This is a genomic window from Glaciihabitans sp. dw_435 (genome assembly GCF_018449675.1).
In the GTDB taxonomy this organism is placed as follows: domain Bacteria; phylum Actinomycetota; class Actinomycetes; order Actinomycetales; family Microbacteriaceae; genus Glaciihabitans.
Genome location: NZ_JAAVUZ010000002.1, coordinates 406701 through 428056, shown reverse-complemented (window position 1 = coordinate 428056; position 21356 = coordinate 406701). Strand labels below are relative to the sequence as shown.

24 protein-coding genes are annotated in these 21356 nt (G+C 65.7%); 17 read left to right on the top strand and 7 right to left on the bottom strand.

What is annotated here, in order from left to right; translation table 11 throughout:
* The first annotated feature begins 130 nt into the window (after nt 1-130).
* The 6 genes from HB677_RS04810 (at nt 131) to HB677_RS04785 (ending at nt 5987) form a co-directional block, all read left to right on the top strand.
* Nucleotides 131-703, top strand: a complete 573-nt coding sequence (locus HB677_RS04810; RefSeq protein WP_213814523.1) for a hypothetical protein — start codon at nt 131-133, stop codon at nt 701-703.
* A 142-nt stretch (nt 704-845) separates the two neighbouring features.
* Complete coding sequence (locus HB677_RS04805; protein ID WP_213814522.1) at nt 846-1928, top strand: sensor histidine kinase; 1083 nt, start codon at nt 846-848, stop codon at nt 1926-1928.
* Nucleotides 1925-3091 carry a hypothetical protein gene (locus HB677_RS04800; RefSeq protein WP_213814521.1) on the top strand — a complete coding sequence of 389 codons (1167 nt, stop codon included), beginning with the start codon at nt 1925-1927 and terminating at the stop codon, nt 3089-3091. The genes HB677_RS04805 and HB677_RS04800 overlap by 4 nt, the downstream gene beginning before the upstream one ends.
* The gene (locus tag HB677_RS04795; RefSeq protein WP_213814520.1) at nt 3081-3791 is read left to right on the top strand and encodes a response regulator; all 711 of its coding nucleotides are present in this window, start codon (nt 3081-3083) and stop codon (nt 3789-3791) included. The genes HB677_RS04800 and HB677_RS04795 overlap by 11 nt, the downstream gene beginning before the upstream one ends.
* Nucleotides 3792-4457 (top strand): thymidine kinase, encoded by a 666-nt coding sequence (locus HB677_RS04790; RefSeq protein ID WP_213814519.1) that lies wholly within the window; start codon nt 3792-3794, stop codon nt 4455-4457. It begins immediately after the preceding gene.
* 30 nt (nt 4458-4487) lie between these two features.
* Nucleotides 4488-5987 (top strand): SulP family inorganic anion transporter, encoded by a 1500-nt coding sequence (locus HB677_RS04785; protein WP_213814518.1) that lies wholly within the window; start codon nt 4488-4490, stop codon nt 5985-5987.
* A 38-nt stretch (nt 5988-6025) separates the two neighbouring features.
* Here HB677_RS04785 and HB677_RS04780 read toward each other — a convergent pair whose 3' ends face one another.
* Entirely contained in the window at nt 6026-7165 is a 1140-nt protein-coding gene (locus HB677_RS04780; protein WP_213814517.1) for an NAD(P)/FAD-dependent oxidoreductase, read from the bottom strand.
* 75 nt (nt 7166-7240) lie between these two features.
* Here HB677_RS04780 and HB677_RS04775 point away from each other — a divergent pair, with 75 nt between their 5' ends.
* The gene (locus HB677_RS04775) at nt 7241-7915 is read left to right on the top strand and encodes a TetR/AcrR family transcriptional regulator (RefSeq protein ID WP_213814516.1); all 675 of its coding nucleotides are present in this window, start codon (nt 7241-7243) and stop codon (nt 7913-7915) included.
* An 86-nt stretch (nt 7916-8001) separates the two neighbouring features.
* Here the strand turns inward: HB677_RS04775 and HB677_RS04770 are convergent, their stop codons facing one another.
* The gene (locus HB677_RS04770; protein ID WP_213814515.1) at nt 8002-9033 is read right to left on the bottom strand and encodes an Rv2578c family radical SAM protein; all 1032 of its coding nucleotides are present in this window, start codon (nt 9031-9033) and stop codon (nt 8002-8004) included.
* 54 nt (nt 9034-9087) lie between these two features.
* Nucleotides 9088-9414: a hypothetical protein gene (locus tag HB677_RS04765; RefSeq protein ID WP_213814514.1), complete on the bottom strand. Its 327-nt coding sequence runs from the start codon at nt 9412-9414 to the stop codon at nt 9088-9090.
* A 362-nt stretch (nt 9415-9776) separates the two neighbouring features.
* Here HB677_RS04765 and HB677_RS04760 point away from each other — a divergent pair, with 362 nt between their 5' ends.
* Entirely contained in the window at nt 9777-10898 is a 1122-nt protein-coding gene (locus HB677_RS04760; RefSeq protein WP_213814513.1) for an acyl-CoA desaturase, read from the top strand.
* 251 nt (nt 10899-11149) lie between these two features.
* Here HB677_RS04760 and HB677_RS04755 read toward each other — a convergent pair whose 3' ends face one another.
* Nucleotides 11150-11701 carry a hypothetical protein gene (locus HB677_RS04755; RefSeq protein WP_213814512.1) on the bottom strand — a complete coding sequence of 184 codons (552 nt, stop codon included), beginning with the start codon at nt 11699-11701 and terminating at the stop codon, nt 11150-11152.
* A gap of 322 nt (nt 11702-12023) precedes the next feature.
* Here HB677_RS04755 and HB677_RS04750 point away from each other — a divergent pair, with 322 nt between their 5' ends.
* On the top strand, nt 12024-12437 hold the full coding sequence (locus HB677_RS04750; protein ID WP_213814511.1) for an arsenate reductase ArsC: 414 nt from the start codon (nt 12024-12026) through the stop codon (nt 12435-12437).
* Nucleotides 12438-12517: 80 nt separating this feature from the next.
* Nucleotides 12518-12664: a hypothetical protein gene (locus HB677_RS04745; RefSeq protein ID WP_213814510.1), complete on the top strand. Its 147-nt coding sequence runs from the start codon at nt 12518-12520 to the stop codon at nt 12662-12664.
* Between the two features lie 14 nt (nt 12665-12678).
* Here HB677_RS04745 and HB677_RS04740 read toward each other — a convergent pair whose 3' ends face one another.
* A complete protein-coding gene (locus HB677_RS04740) occupies nt 12679-13254 on the bottom strand; it encodes a hypothetical protein (protein ID WP_213814509.1) in 576 nt (191 codons plus the stop codon).
* A 12-nt stretch (nt 13255-13266) separates the two neighbouring features.
* The gene (locus tag HB677_RS04735) at nt 13267-14415 is read right to left on the bottom strand and encodes a zinc-dependent alcohol dehydrogenase (protein WP_213814508.1); all 1149 of its coding nucleotides are present in this window, start codon (nt 14413-14415) and stop codon (nt 13267-13269) included.
* A 544-nt stretch (nt 14416-14959) separates the two neighbouring features.
* On the opposite strand from HB677_RS04735, the gene HB677_RS04730 reads away from it, so the two are divergent.
* Nucleotides 14960-15307, top strand: a complete 348-nt coding sequence (locus tag HB677_RS04730; protein WP_213814507.1) for a hypothetical protein — start codon at nt 14960-14962, stop codon at nt 15305-15307.
* Between the two features lie 5 nt (nt 15308-15312).
* On the opposite strand, the gene HB677_RS04725 is transcribed toward HB677_RS04730, so the two are convergent.
* Nucleotides 15313-16170 (bottom strand): enoyl-CoA hydratase/isomerase family protein, encoded by an 858-nt coding sequence (locus HB677_RS04725; protein WP_213814506.1) that lies wholly within the window; start codon nt 16168-16170, stop codon nt 15313-15315.
* 149 nt (nt 16171-16319) lie between these two features.
* On the opposite strand from HB677_RS04725, the gene HB677_RS04720 reads away from it, so the two are divergent.
* The 6 genes from HB677_RS04720 to HB677_RS04695 all read left to right on the top strand — a co-directional run bounded on the left by HB677_RS04720 (nt 16320) and on the right by HB677_RS04695 (nt 21196).
* Nucleotides 16320-16916, top strand: coding sequence for a TetR/AcrR family transcriptional regulator (locus tag HB677_RS04720; RefSeq protein ID WP_213814505.1), 597 nt, complete (start codon nt 16320-16322; stop codon nt 16914-16916).
* Between the two features lie 353 nt (nt 16917-17269).
* The gene (locus tag HB677_RS04715; RefSeq protein ID WP_213814504.1) at nt 17270-18640 is read left to right on the top strand and encodes a serine/threonine-protein kinase; all 1371 of its coding nucleotides are present in this window, start codon (nt 17270-17272) and stop codon (nt 18638-18640) included.
* A complete protein-coding gene (locus HB677_RS04710) occupies nt 18637-19263 on the top strand; it encodes a hypothetical protein (protein WP_213814503.1) in 627 nt (208 codons plus the stop codon). The genes HB677_RS04715 and HB677_RS04710 overlap by 4 nt, the downstream gene beginning before the upstream one ends.
* A gap of 257 nt (nt 19264-19520) precedes the next feature.
* Nucleotides 19521-20270: a hypothetical protein gene (locus tag HB677_RS04705; protein ID WP_213814502.1), complete on the top strand. Its 750-nt coding sequence runs from the start codon at nt 19521-19523 to the stop codon at nt 20268-20270.
* Complete coding sequence (locus HB677_RS04700; RefSeq protein WP_213814501.1) at nt 20257-20691, top strand: hypothetical protein; 435 nt, start codon at nt 20257-20259, stop codon at nt 20689-20691. Before HB677_RS04705 ends, HB677_RS04700 begins: the two co-directional genes overlap by 14 nt.
* 4 nt (nt 20692-20695) lie before the next feature.
* Nucleotides 20696-21196, top strand: coding sequence for a hypothetical protein (locus HB677_RS04695; protein ID WP_213814500.1), 501 nt, complete (start codon nt 20696-20698; stop codon nt 21194-21196).
* Nucleotides 21197-21356 lie beyond the last annotated feature (160 nt).

Genomic DNA, 21356 nt, shown 5'->3' with positions numbered 1-21356 from the left:
ATGTTTACTCTTTCGTAACGTGACAACCTGTACTAATTTCGGAATACGCCAAGTAGACTCATCACAATCTTCTGGGGCGGCACCCGAATTCCTGACCGTCGTCCCAAATTTTTCCAAGGGGGAAACCATCGTGAAGACACGTATCGCAGCAGTTGCCGTTCTCGCAGCCGCACTCGCACTGACCGCAACGACCGCAGCCAACGCTGACGAGACCTACCCGAGCGACATCAGCGCCAACACCGCTGCTCCCGGTGCAGACATCACGTTCTCGGCACCCGAGACCGGTGAGGCTCCCGGAACCCCCGCGAACATCTCGCTCACGGGTGACCTGGCCGCCGAAGAGGCGACCATCACCGCAGCTTCAACTCTCACCAGCACCGTCGCGGTTGCCGCTGACGGTTCGCTCACCTTCGACGTGAGCCTCCCCACCAACGCTGCTCCCGGCAGCACCTACACCCTCGCGGTCTCGGCCGATGACGGAGTTGGCGCCAGCTTCAACCAGACCCAGACGCTGACCGTCGCCGCCGTTCCGGCTGACACGGCCGCTGACGCCGCTGACGGAACCACGGATGGACTCGCTGAGACCGGTACCGACTCGCTTCCGTACTTCTGGTTCGGTGGCGGACTGCTCGTCATCGGTGCTGGCTTCATCACCGCGATGACCATCGTTCGTCGCAACCGCTCGCACGGCACTCAGGCGTAAATAGCTTCATCGTGATCTAGGGAGTCCAGGCATGACGCTTGGGCTCCCTAGCCATTTGGCCCCGATCAGTACCCACCGATCGCTATCCCGCGCATTGCACGCGATTGCGACGGTGGTGCTGGCCGGGGCTTTTCTGTTGGTTGTGGCGTACCAGTTCGTCTATTTGGACCGGCCGCTGTGGCCAGCGCTCATCGCCCTCGCGCCCATGGGGTTCTTCCTCGCCGTTCTGAACCAGCGGTCCACACGGCTGAACGCGATTCTCTATCTGGCGGTCAGCGGGGTGGCCGTCGCCGTGTATACGGTCGTGCTGGTCGAGCAGATGCCCGCGGCCGTGCTCAACGGTCTGTTCCTGCTCAATCTCCCGCTGGTGGCTCTCGTCATGACGAGCGGCCCCGCGCGCACGGTTGCCGAATCGATCGTCTGGCCCGTCGCGGGATTCGTTACGGGAGCCCTCTCCGCCCAGATCTCCACCGCGGTCATCGGCATGCACACCGGGGTCGACATGGGGTCCCTCGCCGCACTCGTCGTGATCGTGATCATTCGCGTGGTTGCGGGATCCGCCCGCCGCAAAGCTGCGCGTGGCCAGGCGGGCCTTCACCGGGCCGCCAGGGACGAGCAATTCGCCGTTGTGCGCTCCCGGGTCGAGAGCCGAGCCGCGGCTCTCCTGCACGACACCGTGCTCGGACACCTCTCGCTCGTCGCCGGCGGAACCGCCGGCGCCATCGATCCGTTCGTGCGCCGCACCCTCGAGAAGGACCTCGTGGTGCTGATCGGCCAGGAATGGCTCGCCGAACCCGAGGAGGAAGACCCGATCTTCGGCTCTCCTTCGAAGTGCGAGGTCGTGCAGGTAATCCAGGCGGTGCGCGAACAGGGACTCACGGTCGAGACGTCCGGCGCGTTCGACGACCTCATCCGAGTGGTCGCGGACCGCCGCCAGTCGCTCGCCCTCGCCACCGAGCAACTGCTCATCAACGTGCTCAAGCACTCCGGCACCACCCGCGCGGACGTCATCGTCTCCAGCACCCCGACGGCCGTCTCGGTCATGGTGCTCGACAGCGGCAAGGGGTTCGATCCGAAGTCCACGCGCGCCGATCGGCTGGGCCTGCGGCAGTCGGTGACGGGGCGGATGACCCAGTCCGGCGGCACCGCGCAAATCTGGAGTACCCCGGGCAACGGCACTGCGGTGCTCCTCACCGTGCCTGCTGGCCCGCAGGAGTCCGCATGAGCACCAGGTCAGGCCTCCGGGAACGCAGCCTCCAACAGCTGGATCCGCTCGGCACCCTCGGCGCGCTGCCCCTCACGCATATCGCCGCCATTGCCGCGCCGGTCATAGGCCTGCTCCTCGGGCTGGCCCGATGGGAGCAGACCGAGCGGCCGGTGTTCACGGTGCTCGCGATTCTCTGCCTGATCGTGGCATCCGCTCTTCTCGTGTACGCCACCAGTCCGATGCGGGCGCCCTTCACCGGGCGTATCCACTGGACCGTCGCGGGCCTCGGCGCCCTGGCCGCGCTGTTCGGCTCGCTCGCGCAGACGGCAACCGACATGACGCTGCGGGACCAGTGGGGCATGATCACCCTCGGCATCCTGCTGGTAGCGGCCACGCCGTACCGGTCGGCCCGGTCTCTGGCGATGGTGGGCCTCGCCGCGGGCGGCTTTCTCGTAGTGCTCATCGCGGCCGAGTCCGCCCGATTCAACCTGCCTATTCCGCTGGCGGTGCTGATCATCATCGGGATCCTGCCCGTCGTGGCCCTGACCTCCGCCGGTATCGAGTTTGCGAACGCCGCGGTGACCGCCCGCGAGCGGTGGCAGGCGCACGCGGCATCCGCGTCCCTCGAACTTGCCTCACTGCTCAAGCCCGCCTTCGCCCGCTCGGTGCAGCAGGACCGCGTGACGGTGCTCAATCAGGAGGTCGTGCCATTCTTCAGTGATCTTCTCAGCAGCGAGCAGGTCACCGACGCCGACCTCGAGCATGCGCGCTCGATCTCCGAGGCCTTCCGCGCGATCATGATCGCGGACGTCAACAGCGGCTGGCTGGCCGACGCCGCCGAGGAGTCGGCGCACAAGGCCGGCTACGAGCTCCACGCGGTGACAGCGGTTCGGGATGACGCGCGGCTGGCCGACCTCCTTACCTACGAACAACGTGTCTCGGTACGCGCGCTGCTCGTGGCCCTGTTCGCGGAATCGTCGCTGACACCCGCGGGGTTCTCGGCCGTTGTCACGGGAGACATGAAAAGCACCGATATGGTGATCACCGCCCAGACGAAAAAACCGCGGGCGATGCACGCGCATTTACGACCGTATTTCGCCGCTGTTCGGGTGGTGTTTCCCCACATGCGTGTAGCGACCAATAAGACACATCTGACACTAAGGTTCTCGTATGAGCAGTAGCGAGGCGCGGACGCCAGCGGCGTCGGGGGCGCAGCCGGGGGTAGTCAGCACGCCAGTCACTCGGGTTCGCCTCGCGATCCTCGACGACCACGAGGTGCTGCTCGATAGCCTCTCCAGCTGGATCGCGGCGAACGCGCCCGACTTCGACCTGGTGCTGAGCGCCAGCACGTGGTTGCAACTCGTCCACAGCGATCAGTTTCCGACGGACCTGGTGTTCATCGACTTCCAGCTGAAGGAATCGGTCTCGATCGAGGCCCGCGTGCGCACGTGCCGCGCCGCCGGTGCCAAGGTGATCGTGCTGACCAGCCTGGATACGCAGGAGTCGCACGACCGGGCCATGGCGGCAGGGGCATCCGCTTTTTTGACCAAGTCCATGTCGATGCGCGAGGTCATGGACTCTGCACGCACCGTGATGGGCATCGCCCACGACGCAACGCTGCAGCGCGACTGGCGCCCGCTGCCCGGGGGAGCGATGCCGCAGCAGGTGCGGCCCAAGCTCAGCGCGGGGGAGGTTGAAGCCTTTAAACTGTATGTCTCGGGCTTCAGCACCACAGAGGTTGCCTCGCAGATGAACGTCCAGTACGAGACTGCGAAGACCTACCTGCGGCGCGTGCGCGAGAAGTACGCAAAGGCCAACCGGCCGGCCAGCAAAAAGGCAGACCTGATCAGGCGAGCCGCAGAAGACGGGTACCTCAGATAAGTGTCGAAGCTTTACTTCCGCTACGGCGCCATGAACAGCGGCAAGAGCACGGCGCTGCTGCAGGCCGCGTATAACTATGAGGAACGCAACCAGCAGGTGTTGCTGGCCAAGCCCTCCGTGGATACCAAGGGTGAGTCGCTCATCGTCTCCCGTCTCGGGGTCTCGCGCCCCGTCGATTTCACCGTCTCACCGACCGACGACATTCTCGAGGCGTTCAACGTCGAGCGTGCCCGCGTCAAGCGCGAGACGGGGGTGGATGTCTCGTGCCTGCTGGTCGACGAGGCGCAGTTCCTCACCGAATCCCAGGTAGACGACCTGCTGCGCATCGCGATTCTTGAGGGTGTTCCCGTGCTTGCGTATGGCATCCGCACGGACTTCCAGACTGTCGCGTTTCCCGGCAGCCGTCGTCTGCTCGAGGTCTCGCACTCGCTCGAAGAACTCAAGACGATCTGCCGCTGCGGACGCAAGGCAGTCTTCAACGCGCGCACCGTCGACGGAGTGTACATCTTCGATGGCGACCAGGTCGCGATCGATGGCGTCGACGTCACCTACGAATCGCTCTGCGGTGCCTGCTACCTCGAAGAGTCCGGCGGAATCCTGAACAACGGCTGGCGCCCCCGCGTCGACGTTGCCTACGCGTCCTCGCCCGACCCCGACTTCGCGTAACCGGCTAAGTCTCCGCACCCGGAGTCATCCATGTCCGATACCGCACGCCCGCCGCTGATTCGCAACCCGATCACCGTGCTGTCAGCCCTTCGCTCGCCGCGCCAGCTCTCCCGTGAGGTGCTCGCCGGCATGGTCACCACGCTCGCGCTGGTGCCGGAGGTTATCTCCTTCTCGATCGTCGCCGGTGTTGACCCGATGGTGTCCCTCGTCGCCTCGATCGTGCTCGCCCTCACGATGTCGATCCTCGGCGGACGTCCCGGCGTCATCACCGCCGCGGCCGGCTCCGTTGCCCTCGTCATTGCCCCACTCGTTCACGACCGTGGCGTGGAATACGTGTTGCCGACGGTGATCGTTGCCGGGCTCATCCAGATCGTCTTCGGCTTCGCCGGACTTGCCCGGCTGATGCGGTTCATCCCGCGCTCGGTCATGATCGGATTCGTCAACGCCCTGGGCATCCTCATCTTCGTGGCCCAGGTTCCCCACGTCGTGAACGTGCCGGGGCTGGCCTACGTGCTGTTCGCGGTGACCCTCGCGATCATCTTCGTGTTGCCCCGATTTACCAAGGCGGTGCCGTCCCCGCTGGTCGCGATCGTCGTGGTGACCGCGATCGTCATCATCGCGAACCTCACAGTGCCGAACGTCGCCGACGAGGGACCGCTGACCGGGCAGCTGCCCGGCATCACCCCGTTCCTGGTGCCGCTGAACCTCGAGACACTGCGGATCATTCTCCCCACCGCGCTGAGCGTCGCGTTTGTCGGCCTGATGGAGACGTTGTTGACCGCGAAGCTCGTCGACGAGATGACGGATAGCTCCTCGCACAAGGGCCGTGAGTCGTGGGCACTCGGGGTCTCCAACATCCTGGCCGGCTTCTACGGCGGCATCGCCGGCTGCGCGATGATCGGACAGACCGTGCTGAACGTTAAGACCGGCGGCGCCCGTACCCGCATCTCCACGGTCGTTGCGGGCGTGTTCCTGCTCTTCCTGGTTACCGCCCTGAGCTCGATCATGGGGCAAATCCCGATGGTCGCCCTCGCCGCCGTGATGATGATCGTCGCCATCACCACCGTCGACTGGCACAGCCTCACGCCGTCGACGCTGAGGAGAATGCCGATTCCGGAGACCCTGGTGATGGTCGTCACGGTTGTCGTCGTGGTCGCAACAAACAACCTCGCGCTTGGCGTCATCGTCGGTGTGATTCTCGCCATGGTGCTCTTCGCCCGGCGCGTGGCGCACGTCATCTCGGTCGAGCGTGCCCTCGATGCCGCCGGAGATCACGTCGCCTACCTGGTGAGCGGGCCGCTCTTCTTCGGCAGCAGCAACGATCTCGTCGACAGGTTTGCGTATGCCGACGACCCCGCGCTCGTGACCATTGATCTCAGTCAGGCGCAGATTTGGGATGCCTCGACCGTCGCAGCCCTCGACTCGATCGAGACCAAATACGCCCACCACGGCGCAGCGGTCACGTTCACCGGTCTCGACGCGCGCAGCACCGGCTTTCACCAGCGACTGACCGGTCGGTTCGGCGCCTAACGTTCCTCCGCGTGTAGTCGCCCGCTCCATTGATTCGGTCAGGCGGGCTCTGGGGTTACTCCGTTGAAGAGGTTTGCCAGCGCGTGAGGTGCGTGTGCGCCGAAGATCAGCTCGGCGCTCTCGTGCGCGGCTTCTGCTTCGGCCGCGGAGCGTTCGAACATCTCCTGCTCGTACTCCTCGAGCGCGGCTTCGACGTCGTCGGGCTGCGCGACGATCGCCTGTGCAAGCCTGGCGCCGTCGAGCATGGCGTTGTTCGCACCGTCACCGCCCGGCACCGTTGCGTGGGCAGCGTCCCCGAGTAGCGTCAGCCCCGGCGACCGGTGCCAGCGGTGGTTGTCGGGGAGTTCATGGATCATGCGCAGGATCGGATCACTGTCGCTGTCCGCTATCAGCGCCCGCAGCGTGTCATCCCACCCCTCGAACTCGGCCGCGAGACGAACCGCCGTCGCGGTGCGGTCCGTGAAGTCGAGCGATTCAAACCACGCGGGCTGCCTGTTGACGACCAGGTAGTTGTGGATGCGATCGCCCGGCTCGCGATGCGCGAGAAAACCCTTGCCGGACTCGAGCGCATACATCGCGCCGTCGCCGACGAGACGCGCGACCGCGGGGTGACGCACGTCGACGTCGTGCAGGTACGTGTCGATGTAGCTCATGCCGGAGTAAGCGGGCGTGGCTGCCGACAGCAGCGGGCGCACCTTCGACCACACGCCGTCCGCTCCCACCAGGATCTGCGCGGTGACGGTCGAGCCATCCGCGAATGTCAGCTCGTGCTGTCCGTCGCCGAGCGGCGTGACAGTCTTCAGCTTTTTGCCCCAGTGCACGGTTGCCGCCGGCAGCGATTCAAGCAGGATGCGGCGGATGTCCCCGCGAAGCGCCTCGGGATTTTCCATCGACCCGTCGTCGGGCAGCTCGGCGAGCACAACTCCGTGACGATCGACCACCCGGGCTGCTGCTCCGCCGAGATGCACGATGGACCGGAACTCCTCGCTGAGTCCGGCGATCTTCAGAGCCAGTTGACCGTTGTGCTCATGGAGGTCGATCTGGCCACCCTGCGGGCGGGCGTGGTCCGAGGCATCCGCTTCATAGACCGTTGCTTGGATGCCGTGGAGGTGGAGGACGCGAGCGAGCGTGAGGCCGCCGAGGCCGGCGCCGACGATGGTGACGATGGGGGAGTTCATGGGGTCCGTTCTGAGTAAGTTGGAGCAGTGCTCCATTAGTTTGGAGCGTTGCTCCAACTATGTCAAGATGGGTGCATGAAACCCGCAACCCCGCGACGCTCGGAAGCCCTGTCGAAGATCCGCATCGTGGAAGCGGCGATCGGAATCCTCGACGCAGAGAACTCTGGTGCTGGCGAGCTGACGCTGCGATCTGTGATGACGCAGCTCTCGACCGGATCGGGTGCCATTTACCACCACGTGGCGAACATGGACGAACTGCGCGCTGCAGCCGCGGATGAAGTGTTGCGCGGTGCTCTGGCTGACATCCCAAGTGACCTGGACGCGGATGAAGCCCTGCGTCTCGTTGGTCTGGGGATATTTGATTCGATCGGAGCCCATCCGTGGGTTGGCGCGCAGTTGACGCGGAAGCCCTTCCAGCCGGCGGTTGTGCTGATCTGGAAGACGATTGGACTGCAGCTTCGTCGGCTCGGCCTCGGGGGACCGGCCGCCATGAGCGCGGGGTCGACTCTTGCGAACTTCATCCTTGGCGCCGCGGCTCAGTACGCGGCCGGCCCGGCGCGGGTCGCAGACGGTAAGGACCGTGACGCCTTTCTGAAAGACTTGGGCGAGGCGTGGTCCGCCGTCGACGACGATGCGGTTGTGCTCGAGATTGCATCCGAGCTTGGTGCCCACGACGATCGTCAGCAGTTCATGGATGGCATCGACATCATCCTCCGGGGGATGAAAGCCCTACCGCGGCAGACTCAGTGAAGTGAGCCCTCGGCTCGACCGGCGCCGCGTAACCGCCTTACCCGGCACCCGCGTGACTCCGCGGAATCGGCTTCAGCGCTTGGCCTCTAGAACAGCATTGGCTGCGGTGACGCGACGCTCGCGACGGCGCTGTTTCGCACGCCGCCGGTCGCGGGGTTTTCGATTCCCTTGTGGAGTCCGTGTGCGCGGATGAGCGGCTCGATGCGAGCGGCGAGCCACTTGCGGTAGCCCACCGGGCCGTAGGCACTCTTGGCGTACATCTCCTCGTACTTGGCGACGAGCTCCGGGCGTTCCTGCTGCAGCCACAGCATGTACCACTCCTTGGCGCCGGGGCGCAGATGGAGTGCTGTGTAGATCACCGAGCTCGCGCCGGACTCCTTGACCAGCGCGAGCGCGTGGTCGAGGTGTTCCTTGGTGTCGGTGATGTACGGCAGCACGGGCATGAGGAAGACCGTGCAGTCCATGTTGTGATCGCGCACGGCCTTGACTGTGGCGAGTCTCGCCGTGGTGCTCGGGGTGCCCGGCTCGACGGACTGCTGCAGCGCGTCGTCGTAGATGGCGATGGACATGGCGATGTCTACGGGCACTTCTCTACTCGCGCTGGCCAGCAGATCGAGATCCCGCCGAAGCAATGTGCCCTTGGTCAGGATTGACAGGGGCTTCCGCGCCTTCACGAGCGCGTCGATGATCCCGGGCATCAGCTTGTAACGGCCCTCAGCCCGCTGGTAGGGATCCGTGTTCGTCCCCAGGCTGACCGCCGGAACCTGATCGCCCTTTGTACGAAGCTCCTTGGCCACGACCTCTGCCACGTTCACCTTGACGATGATCTCGGAATCAAAATCCTTGCCGGCGTCGAGGTCCAGGTAGGTGTGGGTGTTGCGGGCGAAGCAGTACGTGCACGCATGCTGGCAACCGCGATACGGGTTGATCGTCCATGCGTGCGGCATCGCCTGGCTCGCTCCCGGCACGTGGTTCAGGGCGGTCTTCGCGAGAATCTCGTGAAACGTGACCCCGGCGAAGTCCGGCGTTCGCACCGTGCGGACAAGATTGTTCAGCCGCGCCAGCCCCGGAAGGGCCTGCACCGTCGGCGTGGTCAGTTCCTGCTGGTTCCATCGCATGCAGCCCATTCGAACATATCTTCGAACGTCGTGCAACCGATGGCGACCCTGCGACTACTGGCGTCGCCGCCGATTTCGGATCAGCGCGAAGGCAGTCACCAGCACGATGGCGACCACCAGCACCACGATTCCAACCGTCGACATCTGTACGTTGCTGGAGGCGGTGTCGTCGCAATCGGAGTAGCCCACCGCACACGACGCAAATACTTGGCTGAAGATCACGCCCCAGCCAACCACGCCGAGCGATTCCTCGCCCACAGCCCCACCAGCGCAGCAAACGTCGCCCCGATGCCCGCCCGAGCCCTTCTCTTCAGCCCGCTTGTCTCCCCGGACGGCTTCCACCGCCCGAGCTCGCTCCAGCAGAGGCGGAGATTTGATCATTTCGACCTCTCATGTGCCCCAACATCACCGGATCTCCTCCGTGCGTGAAACAATGGCGAGCGGATTGCCCTGCCACGAGCGCATCTGAACTGCCGCCGATTTCGCGTACGGAGGTACCCAGAGTCTTCCGTTGGGCACGATCACACCGCAACTGATCTGCGCAATCGGCCCCGACACCGAGTTCTGGCCGCCGCATCATTACTGGGAACCCGCCTAGTGCGCCGCGCCCATCCCGCGGGTAGCGTCACTAGAAGTTGCCCTGGACCGTGGTCGCTGAGATCCCGAACGGAATTCGTTCGGAGCAGATAGCGAGCCAACGTCGTCAGGTGCTGGAGTTCTCGCACACACCCGGCCGTGTGGCCATGACGCAAGCGAGGCTCATCGTGACCAGCCCCTCCTCCTCTGCCCCCGTGCGGATCCTTCGAACGAAGCCGCGCGAGGGCCGCACGCACCCGACGTCCGAGTATTCGGCGCTGCTGCACACCGTGCGCGATGCCGGTTTGCTTCGACGTCGCACCGGCTACTACTTCGGGATGTTCGGCGTGGTCGTCGCCGGCTTGCTAGGGCTGGTGGCGGGGTTCATCCTGCTGGGCGACTCGTGGTTGCAGTTGCTCATCGCCGGCGGGCTCGGGGTAATCCTCACGCAGTTTGCGTTTCTCGCGCACGAGGCATCCCATCGTCAGGTTTTCGAGTCGGGCAAGGCGAACGACGTTGTCGGCCGCACCATCGCGAACTTGTTCGTCGGCATCAGCTATTCGTGGTGGATGACGAAGCACTCGCGTCACCACGCCAACCCGAACGTGCTCGGCAAGGATCCCGACATCGCGCGTGACCTGATCTCGTTCACGACCGAGGATGCCGCCCGCTCGCGCGGCCTGTACGCGTGGTTCACCAAGCGCCAGGGATATGCGTTCTTCCCTGTGCTCATGTTCGAAGGGCTGAATCTGCACATCCACGGGTTCCGTACCGTGTTCGGCCGCGGCAAGGTCGACAAGCGCTGGCTCGAAATCAGCATGCTCACGGCGCGCATCGTGATCTACGTGGCGATCATCTTCTGGTTCCTGCCGCTCGGCATGGCCGCCGCGTTCCTCGGTGTGCAGCTCGCGGTGTTCGGCGTCTACATGGGTGCATCGTTCGCGCCTAATCACAAGGGCATGCCGTTGCTGCCGCGGGATGCGAAGGTCGACTTCCTGCGCCGCCAGGTGCTGACCTCGCGCAACATCCGCAGCACCTGGCTGACCGACCTGTACATGGGCGGACTCAACTACCAGGTCGAGCACCACCTCTTTCCGAACATGCCCCGCCCGCACTTGCGCAAGGCCCAGGTCATCGCCAAGGAGTACTGCCGCACCAACGACATCGTCTACACCGAGACGTCGCTCGCACAGTCGTACGGCATCGTGATCCGCTACCTCAACCGCGTCGGGCTCTCCGCCGGCGGGGACCCTTTCGATTGCCCGGCCGCCACGGCGTTTGGTCGGTGAGCGGATGACCCGCGCCCCCGTTTTTGGGTGCGCCGTGTCCTCCATATGGAGGACACGGGCTGATAGATTTTTTGGATCGGTACGCAACCCCCCCTGCGCGCACCGATGCGTTTCGCGAGATGGCTACCCGAACTAGCTGTCTCGCGTGAGAACAGAGTCCGGTGCTGCCTGTAAAGGCGGCGCCGGACGTTCTCGTTGGGCGAGTCGTTACCTCGGGGTGCCCGCGCAACGGGGATGGGGCGCCCCGCATGTTACTGCGGCTCGGGTTCATCCACGTCAAGGTCGCTTGCGCGCGTAAGGATGTCCGAGATTAACGTGAGCCTGGCGAGGTCGCGAACCGCCGCATCCAGTGTGCGCTCGCCGAGGAATAGCGCGTCAAAGCAGAGCGGACCAACCAGGCGGCTGAAGGTGTGGTCGTCAACTCTCACGACTGTGGTGCTGAGCTCGGCCCGCCACATCTCGATGATCCCGCGACGGGTGGCGCCCGTTTCATCGGGTGCGAGCAGTGCGGCCCGTCCAACGGGCGTGGAGAGCCAGTCGCGAATGTGCAGGAGCCCCTGCTCCATGCGACCTTCGACCGTGGGGAGGGTCACCGCACCGCTCATGGGGAGGTAGAAGTGCATGAACATGTCGTTCCAGAACTCGGGCAACGTCGCCCAGTGCGTGTACAGGGTACGCCGGGAGACCTCGCACTGCGTCGCGATGGCCGCGTAGGTGATGGGCATAATGTCCGTGGTGAGGAGCAGATCGAGCACGCTGCGAAAGACGTGGTCGTTGGTGCGCATCACTCGAGGATCGGTCATACGCGTGACGCTACCGGGCGCGGGCTCCAGCACCTAGCGGAATTTACAGGAGCAGTAACACCTCAGTAGCCCCAATACTGCGGATGAGAATGGCCCGGCCTATGGCCCCCGCCTTAGGCCGGGCCGAGCGAGGGGCAAAGCGCTTAGACACCCCCCGCGCACGGTCAGTACCCGAACTGAACCGCATACGGAGAGGCTACCCGGAGGCTTGTGAAAACGTCGCCCCCCAAGCGGGGGCAACTGCCAGCGATCGACAATTCGCGCTCGGCAGACCTCCCTCTTGTGCGTACTCGCGTTAACGCACATGTCGTACAGTGCGGTTATGACTGACAAGCCCGTGGTTCTGTTCGTGTGTATCCATAACGCGGGGCGCTCGCAGATGGCGGCCGGCTTCATGCGGGAGCTGTCGGGCGGTGCCGTCGAGGTGCGCTCGGGTGGGTCCGAGCCGGGTAACGAGATCAATCCGATCGCCATTGCGGCCATGGCCGAAGAGGGCATCGACATCTCGCAGGGCGTGCCGCAGCTGATGACGACCGAGGCGGTGCGCGCGTCCGACGTGGTGATCACCATGGGATGCGGCGACGTGTGCCCGATCTTCCCGGGTAAGCGCTACGAGGACTGGGAACTCACCGACCCGGCGGACAAGTCGCTCGACGAGGTGCGGCCCATCCGCGATGACATCAAGGTGCGGGTTCAGGCGCTGCTCGCGCACATCCTGCCCGCGTCGGTCGGCTAAACGTAACTGTTCATCACGAATTTACAATTCGGGGTACAAAACTGTCCACGGAACGGCTGACACTGCCCTAACGTTTTCGCATGAGAAAAACTAAGCGTCAGCGCCTTCGGTCAGGCGAGCGCCGCCGCCGCCGGGCCGTTATCGGCAAGATCGCCGCTTACGTTGGACTCACGATTCTCGCGGTCGTCACCGTCGTGCTCGTGGCGGCGGCAGTCGCCAACCACTAGCCGCGCTTCTCGCGTCAGCGAATGATGCGGCGGATGACCCGGTACGCGGCCCATCCCGCGACCACCCACGGCCCCGCCACGATGATCGGGTCGATCCACGTGTGACGGGTATCGGCGCGGTCCTTGCCGAAGCGCGAAGCGAAGATGCCGGGCTTCAACTCGCTCAGAACACCGGTCTGCGTGATGGGATTATCCGGGCGCGCGGTGACGAACGAGTGCACTTGGTTCTCGATGGCGTCGACCCGGTCGGCGCCGAGCAGGATCAGCCAGTGCGCGGCGCGACCCTCGCTGAAGTGCTTGTACGAGTAGCGGCGCAGCGCCCCGGCGAGCCCGCGCAGCGGCGCTGAGGTGCCAAACACGGGGGTCAGCATCGAGTGCTCGACGGACTTCTCGCGGAACTCCATCTCGGGCTGGCGGGGCGGAAAGTCCCAGTGCGCGCCGGTCGGCTCGAAGCTCACCTGGCGGCCGGAGGGCCGGTCGGCGGGATCGAGATCCGCACCCCAGCCGGGGATGCGGGCGCGCAGCTCGTCGGCGCGGGAGCGCAGCGCGTCGTCGTCGGGAAGGGACGGGAGGTAAGGCGTGTTCGTCATGGCTGACCCCTTCTAGCTGGCGCTCGGAATGATGAGCGGCTTGATGCAGTTGTCGAGTTTGGACGAGAAGATGTGATAGCCCTCCGCGATGTGTTCGAGCGGGATGCGGTGGGTGATGAGCTCGCTGGGCTTGAGATACCCGTTCTGGATGTGCTCGAGCAACCTCGGCCACTGACGCTTCACGGGGGTCTGGTTCATCCGCAATGTCAAGCCCTTGTTCATGGCGTCGCCGAACTTCAGGGCACTGAACATCGGGCCGTATGCACCCACGACCGCAACGGTGCCACCCTTGCGCACCGAGTCGATCGCCCAGTTGAGCGCGATGGGGGATCCACCTTGCAACTTGAGTTTGGCCGAGGTGATGTGCTGCAGCAGGTTGCCGTCGGCTTCGGCTCCAACGGCGTCGATGACGACGTCCGCTCCGAGGTAGTCGGTGGTCTTCTTCATGGCCACCACGATGTCGTCGTACTCGTTGAAGTTGAAGGTTTCGGCGTGCGCGAAGGTGCGGGCCTTCTCAAGCCGGTACTCGAGGTGGTCGATCACGATGACCCGGCCGGCGCCCATGAGCCAGGCCGACTTCGCCGCGTACAGGCCGACCGGTCCGGCGCCGAACACGACCACGGTGTCGCCCTGCACGATCTCGCCAAGCTGCGCACCGAAGTAGCCGGTCGCGAGCGCGTCGGTCATCAGGAGGGCGTCTTCGTCGGACAGCCACTCGGGGATGATGCTCGGCCCGACATCGGCGAACGGCACCCGCACGAACTCGGACTGGCCGCCGTCGTAACCACCACAGGTGTGCGAGTAGCCGTAGATTCCGCCGACCGCCGTGGCATTCGGGTTGACGTTGTGGCACAGCGAGTACAGGCCGCGCACGCAGAAGTAGCACGAGCCGCAGAACACGTTGAAGGGCACCATGACGCGGTCGCCCTTCTTCAGGTTCTCGACCGACGGGCCCACCTCCTCGACGATGCCGATGAACTCGTGGCCGAACGTCTGGCCCACCCGGGTGTCCGGCATCATGCCGTGGTACAGGTGCAGGTCGGACCCGCAGATGGCGGCAAGCGTGACCCGGATGATGGCATCGTTCGGATGCTCGATGGTCGGGATGTCCTTCTCCTGGACACGAACCTTGTACGGTCCGCGGTACTCCATGGCGCGCATAGCGTCCCCTCGAAAAAGTGGATGGGTGTGCTTACAGGCTCCGCGAGGAATCCGATTTCAGATAGCTGTTGCCAGTGGGCGACACGTGACGTAAGGTGCCGGGCCGCGTGACCCCGATGCAGGTATTGGAGTGGACGAGTGGATGCCCCGGGGCAGGGTCATCCGCTCACCGCTCACCGCCCACCGCCCGTTCCTCGCGCGGCCGCCTGCTTGTACCGGGGCGGCACTCTTGTCGCTGCACCCACGCACCGTCAAGCCCGAATCCGCGATCTGGTATTTCGAGTTGAATGGCAGCATTGACACCCGCTGGGGGTGATCTCGAGCCGATGCCAGGAGGAACCACCATGAGTGACCCCAAGAACGACGAACCCATCGCCAAGCCGACCGCCCCGCAAGACGTGGATCCTGAGACCGGCACCGATCCCGACGGAACTCCCACGGAGAACCCCGCGGGCTGACCGCGCACGACGCAGCGCGGTGCCGGCGCGGGGACGGTCGCGCTAGCGTGGGGCACAGCACCATCCGCCGACGGAAGGCACCTCCCATGACAGCTGTGCTGATTCTCACCATTGTTTCCACGCTGATAGTTGTCGCCCTTCTCGTCGTTCTCGTGGTGGCGATTGTCCGTGCCCTGCGTGATCGCAGCGCACGGACCGCCGGCGACCCCGCCCTGCATAGTTTCGGCGCGGGGACCCGCCGCTCCGACCGCTCGGACTCCGGCAGCAGCAGCGTTTACGGCGGGGACTCGTCCAGCGGACTCTCTGGCCCCGGCCACCACGGCGGCTTCTTCGACGGCGGGGGCCACGGTCACTCCGGCGGAGATGGCGGCTTCGACGGCGGTGGAAGCGACGGCGGTGGTAGCGGAGACGGCGGCGGCGGTGGAGGCGACTAACGCCGTTAGTCCCTGCTGAGGAACCCTTCCAGATCGCGCTCGTTGTCGCGCGTCTGCATCCCGGCAGCGAGCAGCGCGTGAGCGAGGGTCGCGGCGTCGGGTCCGAACAGCGGTGTCAGCAGGGCGTTTTCCGTGGCCAGGCCCTCGCGGGTAACGGGTGTCGCGCCGGCTGTTACGGCGCCCTTGACGGAGGCGATGATGTCCGGGCTCAGGGAACCAATGCGGCGGGCGAGCGCGGCGACGAACGCGTCGATCTCGTCGGCGGGCAGTGCTCGGTTCACCAGGCCGTACCGTTCGGCAAGTTCCGCGTCGGCGAGCTGAGCGCCAAGAATCAGTTCGAGCGCCCGGGCGCGACCGACGAGTGACGACATGTACTGGGTTCCGCCGCCGCCGGGCATGATGCCCATGAGTACTTCCGGCTGCGCCTGGCCGGCGGTGCCGATGGCGGCGAATCGCATGTCGAGTGCCATGAGGAACTCGTTTCCGCCGCCGCGCGCCAGCCCGGTGAGCTTTCCGATGGTGACCTGGGGGAGCGAGCGAACCTCCTCGTGCACCACCTGCATGAGGTTCAGCGTCGACGGAAATTCGGCGTCGGGGTTTGCCGCCATCGTTGCGGCGCCGGCCGCGGCCATCACGTCGGGTTCCGTGATGAACCGCATATCTCCGTGGGCGATGAAGAAGTCGGGGTCGGCGCTGTCGAACACGATGACACGCACGTCCGCGTCATCCCGAACCTGTGCGACGAAGCGTCGCAGCGATGGCAGCAGCACTCCGTCCGAGAAGTTCAGCGGCGGGTTGTCGATGGTGACGGTGGCGACTCCATTGGAGACTGTGATGTGGAGGGCGGGCAGGTCATAGGTCATGGGGGTGCTCTTTCGTGCGGGTTGAGGAAGTGGTGCGGGCAGTGCCGTCGGCCATCGATGAAGCCGAGATGCGTAACTGAAACTGAGTATCACCATAGGTACCTGTGTTCAATTACGCAAGTCGGTTCGACTTTCCGTATCCTGAAGTCATGGAAGCTCTCAGCACTCGTGCCATCGGACGCGCGGCAGTGCGGGACGAGCTGGCGCGGATTGCGCTTCCCCGCTTCTTTGAGGACGGCTTCGAGAGCGTCACGTTCGATGATCTGGCGGCAGCGGCGGGTGTTTCCCGCAGCACGTTCCTCCGGCACTTCGGCAGTAAGGAAGACGTCGTCCTCTACGTCTTCGACCCGCTCGGTGACGCTATTTCCGGCGTCCTCGCGTCGCGGCCGACCGACGAAGACGAGTGGGTGTCGCTCCGGCGGGCCGTCGACCCCGTCGTGGAACTCCTGACCCGGGATCCCGGCGCCGGTCTCGCTCTCATCAGCCTGGTCTGGAAGACACCCGCGCTATGGTCGCGACTTCACGAGAAGCAGGGAAGCTGGCGACCCGCAATCGCCGATCTGCTGGCAGAGCGTGCGGGGGCGGATGCCGCGCCCATATTGGTACTGCGCACGCGAGCGATGGCGGCCCTCGGGTGCCTGATGGTTGCCTTCGACAGCTGGGTGATGGGTGAGGGAAGCGACGATCTCGCCGCTCTCACCGACACCACGTTCGGCTCTCTGGCGCCCGCGGACTCCACGACCTAGCCGTCGCGTCCATTTACCGATGACCCGTCCGCGTGAATCTGGGCTAGTTAGGCACTTCCGGGTGAGCGCGCACGCCCGCATCCGCCGGATTGGACCGCTTTAACGAAAGCGCCGCCCGCCGTGCGAGCTACACCCGCCGAACTCGCCCGTCTTCGTCGCTCCCAACCCGAAAACGGGCGAAAGCGCTGAAAACGGTCAAGCACGCTGGCCCGTTTTCAGCGAACTCGCCCGTTTTCGCGAAGTAGGTCGCTGGCGAGGACCCCAAGCAGCATCTCGCGACCGCCGAAGTCGCGAAGGACCGCCGCACCGCCGCCGGCCCAGCCGCCGCCCCAGCCGCCGCGTACCATTGAGCGGTGGTTACCGACAGCGCGAACACCCCCGACCTCGTCGGAACTCTCGTCGCCGCCCGCTACCGCATCCTCAAGCTCATCGGACGCGGCGGCCTCGCCACCGTCTACTCCGCCCGCGACGAAGTTCTCGGTCGCACCGTCGCGGTCAAGATCATTGACGGCAATGATGCGGATGCCTCGGCAGTCGCCCGCGAGCGCGCCGAAGTAGAACTCCTGGCGTCACTCAATCACCCCGCGCTGGTGACACTCTTCGACGCGAGTATCGACAACGGCGACGGAGTCGCGGGACATCCCGGCCGCACCATCCTCGTGATGGAACTCATCAACGGCCCCGACCTCGGCCACCGCATTGGCGAGGGCCCCATCGCCACGGTCGATGTCGCCACCATGGCGGCCGACCTCGCCGAGGCGCTGCACCTCGTCCACTCGCGCGGAATCGTGCACCGCGACATCAAGCCGTCGAACGTGCTGCTCAGCCGCTCGGACTTTCCCTCCCGCGAGTTCACGGCGAAGCTTGCCGACTTCGGCATTGCGTACCTCATCGATTCGACCCGCCTCACCTCCACCGGAACCGTGGTGGGCACCGCCGCCTACCTCAGCCCCGAGCAGGCGATGGGCTTGCCGCCGGGACCCGCCACCGACATCTACTCCCTCGGGCTGGTGCTGCTGGAGGCGCAGACCCTGATGCGTGAATTCCCCGGCACCATGATCGAGTCGCTCGGCGCCCGCCTGAACCGCGACCCCGAGATTCCCGTCTCGCTCGGCCACGGATGGGTGCAGCTTCTGAGGGCCATGACCGCGAGGCATCCCGCAGACCGTCCGACCGCCGTCGAAGTCGCCGTCGCCGCGCGCACCCTGCAGACGGCCTCGGTCGGCACCGACTTCGGCACCGATCGCGACATCGACCTGGGGCTGCGGGTGCATCCCGAGAACGAAAATGCTGGTGGGCAAGCGGATGCCACGGAGTTGCTGCCCGCGTCCGGCCCGGCTGCGACCCTGCAGATGAACCCCACGCCCACCGCCATGGCGCCGGACGCGACCTCGCGCATGGAACCCGCCCGCACCCGCGTGCTGCCGACCGCTGCCACGGACGTGCTGAGCCCGCGCGGCGGAGGCACCCGTGTGATGCCCGTGGCCGGCGACGATGACGCGACCGCGGTGCTCGATGGCGCCAGCCCCGATAGCGCCCGCACCCCGCGCAAGCTGCGTCGCTCGGTGATCGTGGCCGTGGTGATCCTCGTTCTGGTGGTGGCAGGAGTGCTGACGTACGTGCTGCGCCCGGCGGACGAGACGACGCCGCCTCCTGCGATGCCGACCGTGAGCGGACAGCTCGGCACGGATCTGCAGCAGCTGATGGATGAGGTGACCCCGTGACATCCCGCCGCCCCTTCCGCAGCGCGACCGTCGCCGCCGCGCCCGGACCGCGCCGCGCTGATTCTGGTCTCACACCGGCTGGCGCGCCCGAGCCGCGCCCCGGCGCATCTCGCGTTGCTCGGGCCGCCGCCGTGGCCGCGCTGAGCCTCGCCCTCCTGAGCGCGTGCGCGCCGACCTCGCCAGAGCTGTCGCCGACGGATGCAGCGGCGATGCAGACCTCCGTCGTCGGGATAGCGGATGTAGCGGCCGCCGGTGACTACACGACGGCGACATCCCGGCTGGCGGCGCTGCAGGCGCAGCTCGATGCCGCGATCGCCGCGGGCACCGTGACGTCGGCGCGCGGGGATCGCATCCAGACGGCGATAGACGCGGTCACCGCGGATGTGGCCGCCCTCGTGGCCGCCGCAACGCCCACGGCGACGACGACCCCGTCGCCGACGGTGACTCCGGTCACGGCGGCGCCCGTCCCCACCCCGACGGTGCCTGGCCCGGGCAACGGCGACAACACCGGGCCCGGCGCTGGTAACGGCAACGACACTGGGCCGGGCGCTGGTAACGGCAGTGACAAGCCCGGCAACGGCAACGGCCCGGGCAAGGGAAACGACAAGCCGGGCAAGGGCTAGCACCCGTACTCGCACCGGCTCCTCTCGCTCCCTCTCACCGGCTCCTCTCGCTCCCTCTCACCGGCCCCGCTCGCTCGCCGAATCTGGTCGCCGCGCGCCTGCGTGCGTCAGCCCGAGAAAAGGTGAGAGCTCCCCACAACTGGGGTCACCGGTGTCGCGGCGCTTCGGGTCCGTCTGAACGGCAGACCCTCCTGTCTACGTTACGTTCGTGAAACGGGATTCCCTTCCCGTCGTCTCAGGGAACGGACCGCACCACGATGAGCCGACTAAATGCCTTCTGGATTCACGTGGTGTTTTTCCTTGGGGTGGCTCTGTGCCTCTTTGGCCTGGGAACCCTCCTTTCTCCAATCAACATCCCCTACGACGCCGGCGAAAGCGCCGATTCACATGGCTGCGGGCTAACCGGGCAAATTTTGGTCGGCCTGACCTTTGAGGACAGCGGCAGCAATGACGTCATTGCCGAAGTTGAGGGCAGTTGCCAAGGTGAAGCTCACGCGCGTGGACTGATCGCGTTGGGGCCTCTGCTGGTCGGAGCCGGACTCATTTACACGGCAACCAAGTGGGCTCGCCGCATTCACCGCGACGACTACGTGTCTCCGGTGGTGGAGTTGTCGACCGAGGCGCAATCGCAGCGATACGGCCGACTGACGGTGCGGATGATCGTGGGACTTGCCGCTGTTGCGGTCGGCCTCGTTCTCGTGATTCAAGGGCTCGTCGTGGTGTACGCGGCCTCGGGCAGTTCCTTCGCGAAGTGCCAGCAGGAGCTGCCGGTTCCGATGCGGGCAACGACCGAGGAGACCGGCGGAACGCCGGGCTATTGGCCCCTCGGTATTGAGTGCGACTGGACCATCGAGGGCGCTGACGTTCGTCTGCCCGCCGCCGACTGGACGGCGACCATCGTGTCGTACGGTGGCCTGGCTGTTGCCGTCGCCGGGGGCATCGTGAGCTTCACCGCGAGCGGCGCCCGGGAACGCATCCGGGAAGGGAAGCACAATGTCTCTGTTTGATCCGGCTCAGTCCGGTGGTAGCGCCAGAGGCCCACGTCTGTCCAAGCACGACCAACTCACGAGTCGTATCGCCCTTGGTTTTATCGTCGCCGCCGTCGGCTTCGTCCTTTTTCTCCTGGGGATGTTTGCAGTCACCTGGAATGTGAGTAGCGGCGTCGCCGACTGCGGGACGGGTGCGCCGCCTCCGCCCGGTGCCACCCCCGAGACGTACTACATCCGCGCGGGGTATCTGCCGCTCGGCATCGACTGCGTATGGATGGTCGGCGACGACAAAGTGGTCGTGGAGCGGTCAACCGATTGGTCGGCGAGCGTGGGAACGTACGGCGCACTGCTGGCCGCGGTGGCCGGAACAGTGGTGGCTGTCAGGGCCATGGGCGCGCGCAGCCGAATCCCTCGCCGGACCCGCGATGCGGCACTATGAGCACATGACCTCCGCCCGCGCAGAAGTACCCGATAACGCCACGATCCGCCTGGTGACCCGAGTCGCCCTGGGATGGGCGCTTCTGGGCCTGGCCCTGCAAGTGGTCTTCACCGTCGTGATCGCCCCAGCGGTCGGGGACATCCTGCAATTCGCAATTCCCGGACGCGGCCCGACCCTGGCCGTCTCGGTCGACACCGGCGTGCTGTCCGTTGTCGGACTGATCGTCACCGTCGTCGCGGCAATAGTCGCGGCCATCGCGATCGCTCTGGTGCGCACGAAGGCGCGCGTCGCCTACGCGATTGCTGCGGTCATTTCGATTGTGATCCCGGGTTTCGCTGTGCTCAACATTGCGAATGGGATAGCGGATGTCACGAGCGACGGCGACATGTCGGCGGGGACTTCGCTCGTGGTGGCAATTCTCGGCATCGCCGCTATCTTTGCGGGCGCGATTTCCCTTGACCAGGTGCCGAAGCTCGCTCGCCGCCGCGCCGGACGGGCAAGCTGAGCTAACGTCTTCGCCAGATTAGGAAATTGTGCCCCGGAGGGGGCCGAGGTTCCTCACGAAGACGAAATTTCCCGCAAAGTCCTTATCTGCGCAACGGCTCGAGCCCTACGAACTCGAGCGCAATGGCTCGAGCCCGACGGACGCCGGACGCCGGACGCCG